The organism is Gemella sp. 27098_8_92 (assembly GCF_041433685.1).
GTDB lineage: Bacteria > Bacillota > Bacilli > Staphylococcales > Gemellaceae > Gemella.
Genome location: NZ_JAPWBZ010000005.1, coordinates 58,635 through 73,728, shown reverse-complemented (window position 1 = coordinate 73,728; position 15,094 = coordinate 58,635). Strand labels below are relative to the sequence as shown.

16 protein-coding genes are annotated in these 15,094 nt (G+C 29.2%); 1 reads left to right on the top strand and 15 read right to left on the bottom strand.

Annotated elements, in window-relative coordinates; all coding sequences use genetic code 11:
- Positions 1-62: 62 nt before the first annotated feature.
- The 14 genes from O3802_RS04750 to O3802_RS04685 form a co-directional block, all read right to left on the bottom strand.
- On the bottom strand, positions 63-2,240 hold the full coding sequence (locus O3802_RS04750; protein WP_371458516.1) for a hypothetical protein: 2,178 nt from the start codon (positions 2,238-2,240) through the stop codon (positions 63-65).
- Between the two features lie 193 nt (positions 2,241-2,433).
- The gene (locus tag O3802_RS04745; RefSeq protein WP_371458515.1) at positions 2,434-2,730 is read right to left on the bottom strand and encodes a DNA topoisomerase IV; all 297 of its coding nucleotides are present in this window, start codon (positions 2,728-2,730) and stop codon (positions 2,434-2,436) included.
- Between the two features lie 64 nt (positions 2,731-2,794).
- Positions 2,795-4,057 (bottom strand): competence/damage-inducible protein A, encoded by a 1,263-nt coding sequence (locus O3802_RS04740; RefSeq protein ID WP_371458514.1) that lies wholly within the window; start codon positions 4,055-4,057, stop codon positions 2,795-2,797.
- Positions 4,058-4,172: 115 nt separating this feature from the next.
- Complete coding sequence (locus O3802_RS04735; protein ID WP_371458513.1) at positions 4,173-5,630, bottom strand: DEAD/DEAH box helicase; 1,458 nt, start codon at positions 5,628-5,630, stop codon at positions 4,173-4,175.
- 178 nt (positions 5,631-5,808) lie between these two features.
- On the bottom strand, positions 5,809-6,726 hold the full coding sequence (locus tag O3802_RS04730; protein WP_371458512.1) for a serine hydrolase: 918 nt from the start codon (positions 6,724-6,726) through the stop codon (positions 5,809-5,811).
- A 158-nt stretch (positions 6,727-6,884) separates the two neighbouring features.
- Positions 6,885-7,640, bottom strand: coding sequence for a GNAT family N-acetyltransferase (locus O3802_RS04725; protein WP_371458511.1), 756 nt, complete (start codon positions 7,638-7,640; stop codon positions 6,885-6,887).
- 26 nt (positions 7,641-7,666) lie between these two features.
- On the bottom strand, positions 7,667-8,836 hold the full coding sequence (locus O3802_RS04720) for a tetratricopeptide repeat protein (RefSeq protein ID WP_371458510.1): 1,170 nt from the start codon (positions 8,834-8,836) through the stop codon (positions 7,667-7,669).
- A complete protein-coding gene (locus O3802_RS04715) occupies positions 8,837-9,787 on the bottom strand; it encodes a polyprenyl synthetase family protein (protein WP_371458509.1) in 951 nt (316 codons plus the stop codon).
- Between the two features lie 11 nt (positions 9,788-9,798).
- Positions 9,799-10,188, bottom strand: coding sequence for a hypothetical protein (locus O3802_RS04710; protein WP_371458508.1), 390 nt, complete (start codon positions 10,186-10,188; stop codon positions 9,799-9,801).
- Positions 10,189-10,337: 149 nt separating this feature from the next.
- Positions 10,338-10,811: a DUF4064 domain-containing protein gene (locus O3802_RS04705; RefSeq protein WP_371458507.1), complete on the bottom strand. Its 474-nt coding sequence runs from the start codon at positions 10,809-10,811 to the stop codon at positions 10,338-10,340.
- Positions 10,812-10,928: 117 nt separating this feature from the next.
- A complete protein-coding gene (locus tag O3802_RS04700; protein WP_371458506.1) occupies positions 10,929-12,161 on the bottom strand; it encodes a sensor histidine kinase in 1,233 nt (410 codons plus the stop codon).
- The gene (locus O3802_RS04695) at positions 12,145-12,831 is read right to left on the bottom strand and encodes a response regulator transcription factor (protein ID WP_004633111.1); all 687 of its coding nucleotides are present in this window, start codon (positions 12,829-12,831) and stop codon (positions 12,145-12,147) included. Before O3802_RS04695 ends, O3802_RS04700 begins: the two co-directional genes overlap by 17 nt.
- Positions 12,832-12,997: 166 nt before the next feature.
- Positions 12,998-13,168, bottom strand: coding sequence for a class I SAM-dependent methyltransferase (locus tag O3802_RS04690; protein ID WP_371458505.1), 171 nt, complete (start codon positions 13,166-13,168; stop codon positions 12,998-13,000).
- Positions 13,169-13,753, bottom strand: coding sequence for a methyltransferase domain-containing protein (locus O3802_RS04685; RefSeq protein WP_371458504.1), 585 nt, complete (start codon positions 13,751-13,753; stop codon positions 13,169-13,171).
- Between the two features lie 185 nt (positions 13,754-13,938).
- Between O3802_RS04685 and O3802_RS04680 the strand changes: the two genes are divergently transcribed.
- Positions 13,939-14,121, top strand: coding sequence for a hypothetical protein (locus tag O3802_RS04680; protein ID WP_371458503.1), 183 nt, complete (start codon positions 13,939-13,941; stop codon positions 14,119-14,121).
- A gap of 34 nt (positions 14,122-14,155) precedes the next feature.
- On the opposite strand, the gene O3802_RS04675 is transcribed toward O3802_RS04680, so the two are convergent.
- Positions 14,156-15,094 (bottom strand): carbohydrate kinase family protein, encoded by a 939-nt coding sequence (locus tag O3802_RS04675; protein ID WP_371458502.1) that lies wholly within the window; start codon positions 15,092-15,094, stop codon positions 14,156-14,158.

The following is a 15,094-nucleotide window of genomic DNA, read 5'->3' as shown; positions in this document are numbered from 1 at the left end:
CTGCTTAATTATAAAATTAAAATCAGAGTACATCCTTTCTCTGATTTTAATTTATATTATATCTATCTTAAATAATAAAATGGCCCTAATATATTTCTTATATTCTCGGCTGATTCTAACTCTAAATTAAGTGCATCTTCCACTGTGTTTATTTTATTATTTTCTATCATATCTTCTAATTTTCCAGAAGATAATGTCCATTTAAAAATAGGTGTTATTTTCAAGTCTGTTGTTGGAACTATATTATAAAGATCTTTTTCTTCTATTCTTTGTCCTGCGAAAATTTCTTTCGTCCCATTACCTACATTAACCTTAACATTTTTATCAGCAACGAAATATGATAAACTATAACCCGCTCTCGGTACTACTATTATTTTATTATTTTTAGTAGCATCTCCAATACTGTTGAATTCATCAACTTTTAACATATTTTCCGTTTCTTTGGATAGGGTAATACTTCCCACCGGTGTTTTTTCAAATTCAACATTAAACAATTTTCTATATACAGCTGTAAATTCTAAATTTTTACCTTTTTCTGTAATCACTGAACCTAATTCATTTGTTTGAAGCAATGCATTTTTTGAAACACGATGTTTGATAGAATCTTCACCCACAATTAAATAATCACTATTAGCTTGCCATCCCAAAAATTCTCTCGAAGTTTCTCCGGTAGCAGTAGGTAAATTAATCATACTATCAATCCTAGAATTTACAAGAACTTCCTGACCATCAGATAAAAATTTATCAATTCCTTTTCCTAAGAACTTAACAGTTACCCATTCTTCTTCTATTTTTTTAAAATATATCTCTAGAACAACATCATTTGTTAAATATTCTTCTTCATTTACTATTTTTTTACTTATTCTGAAAAATACTTGATATCCTGTATTAGGCTTTATTTTTTCCCTAAGTTGTGTTAATAATTCACCAATTTTTTTGGTTTGAGTCCACTCTATATCTTTATCTCTAATAGAATCATCTACTTTTCCAAAGCGCTTGTTATATTCATCTTGGCGAACACTAACAATATTAGTATTTTCTTTGTAATTTGCTTTGATTATTACACTCTCATCAACAACTTCGTCATTTAATTTTTCTATATCTTTAATTTTCTTATTGTCTTTTTTACTGTAAATTGTATAGTTTTCTACATGATATTTAGGCTTATCAAAAAAGCTTTCATCTACACCTGACAACTTGTCACCAGTTAACAATATCGATTCTTTTTTACTTTCACCATTATCTAATATTATTTTTGTCTTAAATTTAGCATTTATCTCTATATCATCTGTAATTTTTGATTTAAGTACTGTTTTAAGCTCCTTATTATTCATGTAATATCCAATAAACTCATAGTCATTATTACTATCAAATTTTTCTTTTAGAGCATTCTCTTTTAAAAATTCACCTAAACTAGTATCTTTCTTAACATCATATGTAGTATTTTCTTTACTATATTCTGTTGGGTATACTATTTTCACATTTTTCCAATACTCTTTGTTTTTACTAAGACTTACTTCTATCTTTTTAGCTGTATATCCTACCTCTAATTTATTTGGCTCTTTCTGCTCTCCATCAACAAATATCTCTTCATTTGTATATGAATAATATTTATTAGGACGATAATATTGTTCTAGTTCATAAGGATAAACAAGAACTTTATTATCTTTTGCTTCATTCCCTAAACTTATGATTCTATTGACTACCTCTTTATTCCCCTCTTTTACAACTAAATTTAATGTCTTTTTAGTATAATATTCTTTACTAGTCGGTGAATGTTTCAGATTTTCTATATTTCCCTTATCATCAATATCAAAACTCATAACATTCATTATTATAGTATTATTAGGTTTCAAAAGTTTTTTTAATAACTTCTTATCTACTATTTTTCCATCTCCACTATTAACTATTGGAACCCTAAAAAGCTCATTTGGTATATTATTATCATCCAATGAATAGAATATTAAATAATTATAAGAATTTTTCTTATAGCTAAGTAACTCTGCATTATAATCAATTTCATTTATATTTTCTGAGTACATACTATTTTTTATTTCAGGAGGAGTGTATCTACTACTTTTAGAGAAAATATCAAAGTCAAAAATATTTGGCTTCATAATACTGTCTAAAACAGTTGTATTATAATCTGTAAAGTAATCTGCTTTTATAATATGGTTATCCGAAAGTGATATAAAACCGCAACACATTAAACATCCTACCAAAAACTTTTTACAACGCATGTTTCTCCTCCTTTCTTTTTATATCTATTTCTATCATAGTTTATTTATAATCTATTCTGCAATAAAATTATACTAAAACTTGCTAAAATTAAACTTAATTATCGTATATTTTCTACAAAAAATTGACCTATAAGGAAAAACTTTTTTAAAATTTTTGCTTATAAGCCAATCTCCTTTTTATTATTAATGTTAACTAAATCTCACCGATATTTTCTAACATTATTTGATCATTAGATATACTAACTTCATCATATTCGTAGTCATCTGCAAAATCATACGAATATTCCTTATAAAGGAACATCTCATTAGAGTAATCTAAAAACTCCTCATCTGGAGTAGAAAATTCTATCTCATTATATCCTTCATCTGCATAATCTGATAAAATTTCGTTTTCATAGTCTATTTCTGTATTGAAGTCCTGGGAATATTCATCGTCTTGCGAGAACCTGGGATCCGGGGACTCCAAACTAGATAAGTTCATTGTATACATAAAAATCTCCTTTAAATTCTTTTTATTAATTATACAAAAAAGTACATTATTTTACAAGAGAAAACTATAAGCTTTTTAAAATAATTTTTCTCAATTCATCTAACGCTCTAGTACACGTTCTTGTACGTATTAATTCTCTATCTCCGGTAAATAGACATTCTACCACATCTACTTTTCCTTTACTATATAATCCAATATACACTAGTCCTACTGGTTTATTGCTAGCATCCCTATTTGGTCCAGCTATACCTGTTGTTGCTACTGCAAAATCACTATTTAAACGGCGAGCAACACCTTCAGCCATCTCACGAACCGTTTGCTCACTTACTGCACCAAACCTCTCTAGTGTTTGCTCTTTAACACCTAAGGCAGTAATCTTCGAGTCATTAGAATAACAAACAATTCCCTCTAACAACGAATTTGAGATACCACTCTTTTCCACTAACATTGATGTCAATAATCCACCTGTTAAAGACTCTGCAATTGATAATGTTAAATTATTTTCAATAAGTAGGTTCGCAACAACACTATGTAATTCAGTTTGGCTACTAGATATATCTTCATCACCAATTAAATAAATATATTCTCCTACAAGTTTTTCTATTTCTTTTAACTGTTGCGTTATTAGTTCTTCTGCCTCTTCAAAAGTACTTGCACTGGCTGTGATTCGTAGTAATACCTCACCAGTTTTTGCATATAATGCCAATGTAGGATTAGTTTGATTATCTAAAATATGTTTAATTTTAGTTTCTAATAATGATTCTCCTATGCCATAAAATCTTACATATTTAGAGACAAATTTGTTGGTACTTAATTTTTGTAAATATGGGCGAACACTTTTTTCAAACATATCTTTCATTTCGCGCGGTGGTCCTGGCATTAAAATAATCCTTCTATTATCTTCTTCTATTATTATACCTGGAGCTGTCCCACAAAAGTTTTCTAACACAATTGCTCCTTCAGGAATCATTGCTTGTTTTTTATTATTGTCTGTTATTATATTGCGGCCTGAACGTGTTAATCTTTCTAATATTTTAACCCAAGAATATTCATGAAAATAAAAATCACGTCCAAAATACTGAGCTGCACATTCTTTTGTAATATCATCATCAGTTGGCCCCAGACCGCCAGTAATAATAACAGTATCATTTTCTGAAAATGCCGTATCTAAAGTTTGTAACAAACGTTCACTATTATCTCCAATTGTTGTTTGACGATAAACTCCTATTCCTAGAGCTGCTAGTTCTTTAGATAGATAAGCTGTATTTGTATTAACAATATCACCTAGTAAAAGTTCTGTTCCCACTGATATTAGTTCGACTCTCATAATAATCTCCTCACATACTGAAATTAAACGCACTTTTCTCATTACCTACTATTATTCTACATCAAAGTATAAAAAAAATAAAGACCACAATCTCGTGATCTTTATCAAATCTTTACTACTTATTCTGCATTCTTCTTCCTTTTTTATCGAAGAATTTTTTATCTGGGCTACGACGTTCATTACGAGGCTTTTTATCACGATTATCTCGGCGTCTTCTGTCATTTGAGCGACTGTTTCTACGCGTTTTTTCCTGTTTACGTGGAAGAGGTTTTTCAAATGATAATTCGATATCCACATCTTTTTTATCATTAATCAGCTTACTTAAAAGCACGGTAATAATTTTTTCAGCATTAGCTTCTGCCATTAATTTATTTGCTAAACTATTAAACTCAACATGATTATTACCTAATTCTGAAACTACTTCTTCAAACATTTTGTTGTAGCGCGCTTTTTTTACTTCTTCATTAGTATAAGGTCGCAACATTTTCATTCTTTCGCCACGAGAAGCTTCTATATCTTTTAAATATGGCATTTCTATTGGATTTAAGAATGTCACAGCTACTCCTGATTTCCCCGCACGTCCTGTACGACCAATTCTATGTGTATAACTCTCTGTATCTTGAGGGATATCAAAGTTATAAACATGAGTTACATCACTGATATCTATTCCTCTTGCAGCAACATCTGTTGCTACTAATATTTGTAATGAATTATTTTTGAATTTACGTAAAATTTCTAAACGTTTTGACTGTGTTATATCTCCATGTAAACCTTCTGCTAAATATCCTTTTGCGATTAATGCACTAGATAATTCATCAACACGACGTTTAGTACGACCGAAAACAATAGCTAAATTAGGATTTTGGACATCTAGGAATCCTATTAAAGTTTCTAATTTTTCGTTTTCTCGCGCTATTGTTGCAAACTCAGTGATATTCGGATTAAGATCCTCATCACTCATCGTTTTTATTAGTTTATAATCTTTCATAAAGTCTTTTGAAAGTTCCATAATAGTTTTGGGCATAGTTGCTGAGAATAATAGCGTTTGGTGGCGTGATGTTATTTTTGATAAGATAAATCTAACATCTTCGATAAATCCCATATTTAGCATTTCATCTGCTTCATCTAATACTAAATGGGTCAGTGTTTCTAACCTTATAGTTTTTCTATTAATATGATCTATTACCCTGCCAGGTGTTCCTACTATTATTTGAGGGCGTTTTTTTAAATCTTGTATTTGTCTTTCAATACTTGTGCCACCAAAAATTATACTAACCTTAAGCCCCTTAACTCTCGACATTAGACGTAGCTGCTCTCCTACTTGCTGAGCTAATTCTCTCGTTGGTGCCAAAATCAACGATTGTAATTCTTCTGTTTTTCTTACTGTATCCACTATTGGTATCCCAAAGGCTCCTGTTTTTCCTGAGCCTGTTTGTGCTTGTGCTAATATATCAACTCCTGATAATACATATGGAATTGTTTCTGTTTGAATACCAGTAGGAGATACAAAGTTCATATTAGTTAGTGATTCTACTATTTCTCTACTAACTCCTAATTCTTCAAATGTTGTCATTTGGTTCTCCTTCTATCTAGTTGTTCTACCATTTTTATGTAACTAAAATATTATATCATATTTGTTTCCTCAAGTACATTATAAATACATCAAATAAAAAGAATAATCAGAAATATTATTTCTATACAAACCTAGAGCTAGTTTTATAAAAATAATTCCTAATTATTCTTTTCAACTTTTACATATTATTTTCTGTTAACTTATTTATTTCTTTTGAAATATCTATTATGCTATTTGCAGAATTTTTAAGATTATTTGTGTATATTAACAACATATAATCTTGATCGCCAAAAACAATGGCCGTATCATGCATATTAGCATCTATTCCACCGTATTTGCTTGCAATTTTCTTATCTGGAATCCCTTGTTTTATCCATTCATTATCACTAGAAGCTTCCAAATATTTTATTAAATCTTGATACTTGTCTCTTTCATTATATAATTTTGTCCATACAGCTTCCATCATTCTTGGAGTTATCCTATTTTGGGCAGCCTCTGCTGGAGGTAGTGTTATTCCTAACTTAGCAAAATACTTTACAAGAATATCTGTTGCAGTCGCAGTATTTCCTATTAACATTTTAGTTGCGGTGTTATCAGAATACTGAATCATATTTTGAATAACATAATCAAGTTTGTAACTATCTTTCTTCTCTTGATTAGTTATTTCTCCAGCTCCCTCTTCTAAATATTTAGAATCGTATTTAATATCATCATCTTTGCGTATTTCTCCTGCATTTATTCGATCATATATTTTCATCGCATAGACTACCTTAATAGTACTTGCTGCTGCAAAATAACGTTCATCATCTTCTGAAAACCTATATCCCGTTGAAAAGTTTTTATAAACTATTCCTATCTCATTATTTGCTTTATACTTAGATATAATATTTTTCATAGCCTTATCTAGCTCAATAGTATCTAATTTTTTCTTCTCTTCTTGTTTTTGTTCTTTGTTTTCATTTTGTTCTATTTGCTGAGTGGTTTCTTTGTTTTTCACGACTTTCTTCGCTTTTAAATAACCACCCGCTGAAAATACTCCATAAACAATTAAAACCACTGCTAGTGATTCAATAAAAAACTTTAATATTCTTTTCATTATTTTTTTCAATTTCTTATTCACATCCTTTTCACGAACATTCCCATATTTAGTTTACTACACATCTTACAATTCATCAATATATTTATCACTAATAATATACAACTTTATAAATTGAAAACAGAAAAGAGCAGATTCCCCTTTCCTGTTTAATTTATTTAAAATTTTGTTTTTAAATAAAAGTCTTGTTCAGAGTTTTTCTTAAAACCAATTTTTTCATACATATATTTAGGTGTATCATTAGCATCTGCAACTAATAAAACATTTTTCTTCTGTTCATTTTTCACCGCATAGTTAATTAAATGCATAGCAACACCTTTTCGTCTATATTCATGTGCTACATATAAATTATCAATTTCAAAAAAATCTGTTTTTACAATAATATTAGCAGTTCCAATAATTTTATCTCCATCTTTAGCAATTAGTTGTTTTATATTATCAGATCTAATATCTTCATAAAGAAGATCTTGATTATGCTCTGCCCACTCCTCATCACTAGATTCCAAGTCTACTTTATATTGGAATTCCAAATAATTATTCAAATCTTTTCTTGTCAAATAACTTATATTATATCCACTATCTTTTTGTTCTATAAAATCATCAACATCTAAATAGTATAAATCTAAATTTATCTCTGTATAATTCTCTTTTTTCAAATATTTTTTTAATTTTCTAGAGAGTGTCATATTTTCTTGGGAAGCCAAGTGAATAAAATTCACACCTTTTTCCCTAAAAAAATTCCTACACGCAGAAACATAATAGTCTAATTCTTCGATTGTTTCTGGTATTTTCTTCATAAGTAGGTAATTTCCACTAAAATACAGCTTTGATTTTAATGTTTGGTATATCACATACTTATCTGTTTCAATTGCTACTCGAGCCCTTGAATGAATATCTTTAAAACTGTAATTCAATATACCTACCTCCTTTTTTGTATTCTTTAATGACTATGTCCGTGGGGACCATGATGATGTTCAAAATGCTGAATTATTTCTAATACTCTTTTGCTAGCTGTTAAATCATAAACATTTCTCAATGTCTCTAAATACGTAGGTTCATCATGAAGAACATTAAAATAAGTCACCGCTTCTTCTTCAACAAAATCAATATAATCTTCTTCCTCAGATAATGCATTAAGTGCCGCTCCTAAAAGGATAGGATCATCCTTAATTAACGAATGTTCATTGTATAATTCATAGATTTTATCATATTCATACAAAGCTTTTAAAGCATTTATTGTAATAAATAATGTTTCTTCTGAGATCCCCAAAGTCTTCAAAATATTTTGCATCATAACGCGAATCTTATCATATTCTTCATCATCTTTATAAAGAGAAATTAAATGTAAATATGCACTCATAGCCACACCTTGAAGTTCCAGATATTTCTCAAGATAATTTTTTGCTTCTTCACCTTTAGACATGTGACCTAGATGTAAATAGGCTTCAGTAAAATCTGAATCTAACACAATAGTTTTTAATAAATGCATCTTAGATTTTTCTAAGTTTTGTGTTTGATTATATGCAAATGCTAATGCGAATAATATTCCAGCATCTTCATATCCTTTTCCGTATTGGTCGTAAAACTCAATAGCATCATCAAAACGTCCTAAAGCAAATAAATTATCAAAAGCTATTTTGAAATTTTCTAGCGTTTGTTCTTCATGGAAAATTCTTTCACTTAAATCTTTTGCCTTTTCTTCTTGACCTGTTGTTAAATAAATCGCAACAAGTTCCTTATCGATAGCGCGAATTGCCTCATCAAAATCTGTTCCACGACGAGCTTGAAGAAATTTTTCTTCGGCAATTTCATACAATCCATCTTCCATATAGATTAGCCCTTCTTGGTATAAAATAGATGGTGTCTTCGGAGCATTATATAATACTACTAAAGCATCATCTTTTTTGTCCAAGTACTGTAAATTGTGTACATATCCTTCTATTGCAGCATCGTCTTCTTTATTTTGTTCATAAATTATTTTAGACAGCTCCAAGCACTCTTCAAATAATCCATTGTCAAATAAGATAGAACGAAAATTTTCCTGTTGTTCTCTATCTAAGACACTAAAGTCTATCTCTTTTAATTCTTCTAAAAATTGTTCAATATCCATTTAATTTTCTCTCCTTGCTAGCTTATCCATAACGAATACTAATTCTTCTTTTACATTGTCATTTCCTAAATTTTCTATATTAAGCAATGCTTTTTCTAAATAACGTTGACTTATCTCTAAAGTTTCATTCAAAATACTTCCAGTATTTTTTATAAATTTAATTATATTTTGTTTTTCTTCTAAACTAGAATCTTTCGAAAAATTTTTAAACAAAGCTGAGTTATGTTCTCTTGCGATAATTGCTGGTAAAGTTATATTTCCGTTTATTAAATCTTGACCTATTTCTTTACCTAAAGTTTCACTTCCCCCAGCAAAATCTAAATAATCATCAATTATTTGATAGCTCATACCTAAATAATAACCAAAAGCATAACTACGTTGAATATTTTCATTAGATGCACAAGAAACTATACTACCTGCACTTGTGGCAAAAGCAATAAGAATAGCTGTTTTCCTTTTTATCTTCTTCAAGTAATCTATTCTTCTTGTTCTTATATTATATAACCCTTCTTCTTGAATAATCTCTCCTATACAAAGCTCTTTCAAAGTATTAGATAAATACATATGCAGTCTTTCATCCTTAAATTCTGCAATCTCTCTTAGCGCCGTTGCAAATAGATAATCACCTACGTAAAGAGCATATTCTTCTCCATAAGCCCTACTCATAGTTGTCTGTCCACGACGAGTTTTCGCTTTATCAATAATATCATCATGTATAAGACTAGCTGTATGAATAATCTCAACTATGCTTGCTATTCTTATAATATTTTTTTTATTTTTTTCAAAATCACCTAGATTTGAACATATCAAAAGTAGTAATACACGTACTCTCTTTCCACCATTTAAAAAATATTCCTTAATTATTGTATTTAGTTTCTTATCATCACTGCGAGTGATTTCGAAAATATCTTCTAGTACCTCTTGTACTAAAGTATCATATTGTTTTAACATTTTTTTCACCATCACAAACTTATAAGAGCTTGGCTATCTTTTTCATCAAAAGTTAAGTTATAAAAATCAAACCATTGACTTATAATAGTTCTATTAAAAGAGTTTATATCTATAGTTAATTTTGTCAATCCTAGGTAGCCTGTTTTCATCACATCTGTTAATAATATTAATTTATCCAAATCATACTTTAATAAACTATAATAAACAAAGCTATAATAATCACCAAAAAGAAGATTTTTAGTAGGTATCTTTTGCTCTATTCTACAATGATGCTCATAAATCGAGCTGAGCGCATAAAAAATTGCCAAATTATGCTTCTCATTGTTTAAATTATACTTTTCAATAAAGTATTTTATATTCAATTTTTCTATTAATTCTTTATTATAAGTATATCTTTCCATAGCATGTCCTTTGCAAATTGTCTGTTACAATTATACCACATTATGAAAATTTATAAAATCTTCTCACCTTGCTTTCACATAAATTATTTAAAAGAAAAATGAAGTTAATTAATTTTTACTACTTAATTAACCTCATTTTATAAATAATTTTATAGATAACTTATTGTTTCTTGTTGTCCCTGTTGTTCTGGAAACTCTGTTGTTGGTTCTTTTCTAACAAATAACATAATTGCTACAATTAAGTGCAACAGGTATATAGGTATTAACAATCCTACAGAAGTCACCCCAACAGCTATTGCAGCTAGTAAGAAAAATACTCCTGATAAGACAGGCTTCTTCATTAAAAATGCCCCTAAAATAGTTAATATTGTCACAATAATATAAATAACAACATAAGTTATAAATGATGCTATCATTAAATCCATGCGTTGTTCTGGTGTTAAATTTGCTGTTTTCGGATTACTAGCAAAAATTTGTTCTGCTTGCTGAATTATATCTGGATTATTTCTTATTAACTCTGTTTTAAAAAATACAATATACACTAGAGCTCCTGTTAAAAGTATTAATAAAACATTAGCAATCCACGCTAAAACCTTCTCTACCGTTCTACTAAATGGCTTCATAAATAACTCCTCCTAATTTCATAATAAAGACAAGATAAAATTTATCTTGTCACTATTATATCATAAGTTTATCTTTTTTATAAATTTTTAATTAATCTCGTACTATCCCTTCGCTAGCTACTTCTTCTCATCTAGTGTAAAACGCGTTTCTATACTGAAAATTCCATCTTTAGGAGCATACGCTTTTATTACTTCTTTATGTTTTTCAGCAATTACTTGAGCCATAGATAAACCAATACCGTATCCTTTAACGTGGCTATTTCTTGATTCATCTAAACGATAAAATCTATCGAATACTTTTCGTAAATCTCCTTTTTTTACATTAGCTTTATTTGAAATTTTCATAGTTGCATAGCGGCGATTTTTTTTAAGACTAATATTTATATCACTATTTTGCGGTGCATATTTTATCGCATTTTCCAATAAAATATCCATTAGTTGAATTATTGCTTGTTGATCTCCGTTATAATAAAGATTACTGTCAATATCTGTAGCAATGAATTTCTTTTGGAAATTAGCTAATTCATTAAAATCATTTATACGAGATTTTAACGTATTTGTCAAGTCGAACTTCACTCTTTCTACTGTATCTTTTTCTTCCATTCTACTAAAAGCGACTAAGCTATTAACAAGACTAGTTAAACGTTCTACTTGATTTTGAATATTTTTAGTCCATTTAGAATTGCCATGCTCAAGTTCTAATACATCGGTATTGGAACTAATAATAGCTAATGGTGTTTTTAATTCATGACTAGCATCTGTTATAAATTGTTTTTGCTTTGTATAACTCTGTTGAATAGGAGCTATTACTTTCTTCGATACCATTACAATAATTATAAGTACAGATAAGATAACTATAGAAGATATAATTATTGTGCTCTTAACAAATGAATAATAAGAAGCTAGATCACGCTGACAATTTAAAAATAATATAACATTCCCAGATTTAGTTTCTGCTTTTAAATATCGATAACTTCCTATAAAACCACTTTCTTGTCCACTGTGATATATTTTATCAACATAGCTTTGCAAATCTTTCTGTGATGAAATCAAAGCATCATCTCGATAGGACTTTTCTATCTTCCCTTCAGAATTTACTTTCGCTACAGAAAAACCTGTTGAATCAGTAGCACTAGATGTATTTTTAGTTATCACTAAATCATTTTCTGCACCTTCTTTGAACAGGGCAACTAATGTTTGTGATTTTGCCGTTTCATATAGTGTTTCATCTATTCGTTGCTCCAACTTATAATAGTTAATAAAATTTAGAGTTACTGCCATTAAGGTTATAACTACTGCAACACTAACTACTGCCGAAGCAACAAATTTTCTTCTAAGACTCTTGAACATCGACTATCTCCAATGTATATCCAACATTTCTAGTTGCTTTAATTTGAATATTAGCATCTAATGCTTTCAGTTTTTTTCTTAAGTAAGAAATGTTAACCCAAACTACATTAATCTCTGAATCACTATCATAACCCCAAATTCTTTCTAGGAATTGTTCTGTTTGAATAACATTCCCTGGATTACGCATTAGCATTTCCATCATTTGATATTCTTTATTTGATAGTCTTACTTTATCTTTATCAGTAGACAACTCAAAAGTATATTTACTCAAACTAACATTTCCTAATTCAAGAACATTACTTGTAAATGTTGCCTGTCTTCTTGTCATAGATCTTACACGTGCTAGTAATTCTTTAATAACAAATGGTTTTGTTAAATAATCGTCAGCCCCGCTGTCAAGACCATATACTTTATCTTCTACTTCTGATTTCGCCGTTAATAGTAGTACAGGTGTATTTTTTTTATTTTCTCTCAATTTTTTAACTACTGTTACTCCATCCATCTTCGGCATCATAACATCCAATATAGCTCCATCATAGTCATCAAGCATCAGATAATCTAATGCATCCTGACCATTATCAACTGTATCTACCGAATAATTATTATGCTTTAGCATTGCTTCTAGAGCATCTGCTAAGTCTCTTTCATCTTCTGCTAGTAATAGTCTCATTTCTCAACACTCCTTACTTTAGTTTATTTCATCATTAATTATATAAAAAGTAACTAAAATCTAGTTTAAACATAGACTTTAGCTACTTTTATTTTTGACATTATCTAATTTATATTGCTTATAAAAAATTTTAAAAGTTGGTTTATTATTTAGATACTGCTTTATATTATTTTCTACCTATTAATAACCCGCTTTGTATATAGTCTTTCATTCCCTTACCATAACCCCATTTTTCAGCATATTCTTCTGTAACATCTGAACTGATAACTTGAAATTTTGTAAAACCTGCTTTTTTTATAATATCGACCATCTCTTCTTCCAGAAGAGCCCCGGCCACTCAAGTACAATATAGTTTTTCAGAATTTTTCCACTTTTCTGGTAAGCTTTGTTTTAAAATTATATCAGAAATAACAAACATACCATCATCTTTTAATATACGATAGATTTCATTGTAAACTTGTTGTTTATCTGGTTCAAGGTTAATAACACAGTTACTAATAACTCTATCCACCGATTTGTCCTCTAAAGGAATATCGATTAGTTCACCCTTAATAAATTCTATATTATCAAAGTTCTTGCTTTCAACTACTTTACGAGCTTTTTGCAACATAGAGTCCAATCTATCTAAACCGTAAAGAGTTCCGACTTTTGGATTTTTCATCTTTGTAACGAAAATATCCATACCTGCGCCACAACCTAAATCAATTAGAGTTTGTCCTTCTTTAATTTTTAAGTGGTTAATTGGATTCCCACAAGAAAGCCCCATATTTATTTCATCAGGAAATACATTGATAATATCTTCATCATAACCTAATAACATACTAAGTGCTTTAGAATCTACTTTTGTTTTCTTTTTATTTTTTGATATGTCATCATAAAATTTCCCTACAGAAACTCTTATTTTAATATTATTTAGTGACACCTTGCTCTTTCCTTTCATAATTTTTCTAAAAATTTAGTTGCTTGAATTTTACAACTCAAGCAACTAAGTTCATATTTATTTTATCATAGATTAATAATTTTTACTAAAATTATAGTTTTACGATTTCTCTGTATCTAAATGTTGGATTTGGTCTTCCTGGAATTAAAGCATTTAATTTTTCTTCTTTGTATCCAACTTCTTTAAATACTCTATCAATTTCCTCTTTAATAATTTTAGTAAGATTATCTGGATGTACTTCTACACGAGCATTTACAGTTAAGAAAATAGGTGCAGTATTATCATTAGGTCTTCCAACATTAGCACCTTCAGTAAATAAGAAAATAATAAGTACTAAAAATAAAAAGTAACTTTAGACCTGCTAAAATTACTTTTTATGAGAAATTATATTAAAGCTTTATACTCTTCTTCTGTAAGATAACTAGAAATAGCTCCTGTTTTTGTAGTTGTAAGACTTGCATAGTTTGTCGCAAATGTTGCCATCTCTGACAATTCTTCAGTTGATATATCATCAATATTTTTTTGATTTAATAACTTAGATACGAATGAACCTGCAAAAGCATCTCCTGCTCCAGTTGTATCTACTGCTTTTATATCAGGAGTTGTTGTTACTACTTTTTTATCTTTGTAGTAAACTTCTGCCCCATGCTCACCTTTAGTATAAAGAACAACTTTTAAATCTTTAAAATCTTTTTCTAAAGCAACATTAATATCTATTGTCCCCGTTAAAAACTCAAGCTCATTATCCGCTACTTTGATAACATCTACATAAGGAAAAAATTCTTTTATAGTTTCTAAATAAACTTTATGGTCATCCCAAAGGTTAAAGCGCAGATTTACATCAAATGATATTAAAGCTCCTGCTTCTTTTGCTTTCTTCAAAAGAAGGTGATGACTATCTTTTGATTCTTCTTGAATAGCAATACTTGCAAAGTGAATAGCATTAATCTCTGATAAATCTACCTTTTCTACATCTTCTTTACTGATTCGTAGTGCTGATGACCCCTTAAAGTAAAAACTAAATGAACGGTCTCCAGTTTTATCTAAAGAAACAAATGCTAATGGTGTAAAACTGTCTCCTTTTCGTGACACATATTTACAATCTACATCTTCTTTTTTCAAAGTATTTTCTAGGAAATCTCCAAAACCATCTTGTCCTAATGAAGTAAGCAAATAACTTTTATGTCCTAATTTTTGTGTAACACAAGCTACATTAGCAACACATCCTCCTGCTTCTTTTTTAAATGATTTTACTGTGTCAATTGTTCCAACACCTTCTCCGATAAAATCTATTAGCATTTCTCCTATACATAAAACTGCCAT

What these genes read in the sequence shown, in the direction of transcription:
- O3802_RS04750 (WP_371458516.1), bottom strand. Translation starts at nt 2,240, where the DNA reads ATGCGTTGTAAAAAGTTTTTGGTAGGATGTTTAATGTGTTGCGGTTTT.
- O3802_RS04745 (WP_371458515.1), bottom strand. Translation starts at nt 2,730, where the DNA reads ATGTATACAATGAACTTATCTAGTTTGGAGTCCCCGGATCCCAGGTTC.
- O3802_RS04740 (WP_371458514.1), bottom strand. Translation starts at nt 4,057, where the DNA reads ATGAGAGTCGAACTAATATCAGTGGGAACAGAACTTTTACTAGGTGAT.
- O3802_RS04735 (WP_371458513.1), bottom strand. Translation starts at nt 5,630, where the DNA reads ATGACAACATTTGAAGAATTAGGAGTTAGTAGAGAAATAGTAGAATCA.
- O3802_RS04730 (WP_371458512.1), bottom strand. Translation starts at nt 6,726, where the DNA reads ATGAAAAGAATATTAAAGTTTTTTATTGAATCACTAGCAGTGGTTTTA.
- O3802_RS04720 (WP_371458510.1), bottom strand. Translation starts at nt 8,836, where the DNA reads ATGGATATTGAACAATTTTTAGAAGAATTAAAAGAGATAGACTTTAGT.
- O3802_RS04715 (WP_371458509.1), bottom strand. Translation starts at nt 9,787, where the DNA reads ATGTTAAAACAATATGATACTTTAGTACAAGAGGTACTAGAAGATATT.
- O3802_RS04710 (WP_371458508.1), bottom strand. Translation starts at nt 10,188, where the DNA reads ATGGAAAGATATACTTATAATAAAGAATTAATAGAAAAATTGAATATA.
- O3802_RS04705 (WP_371458507.1), bottom strand. Translation starts at nt 10,811, where the DNA reads ATGAAGCCATTTAGTAGAACGGTAGAGAAGGTTTTAGCGTGGATTGCT.
- O3802_RS04700 (WP_371458506.1), bottom strand. Translation starts at nt 12,161, where the DNA reads ATGTTCAAGAGTCTTAGAAGAAAATTTGTTGCTTCGGCAGTAGTTAGT.
- O3802_RS04695 (WP_004633111.1), bottom strand. Translation starts at nt 12,831, where the DNA reads ATGAGACTATTACTAGCAGAAGATGAAAGAGACTTAGCAGATGCTCTA.
- O3802_RS04675 (WP_371458502.1), bottom strand. Translation starts at nt 15,094, where the DNA reads ATGGCAGTTTTATGTATAGGAGAAATGCTAATAGATTTTATCGGAGAA.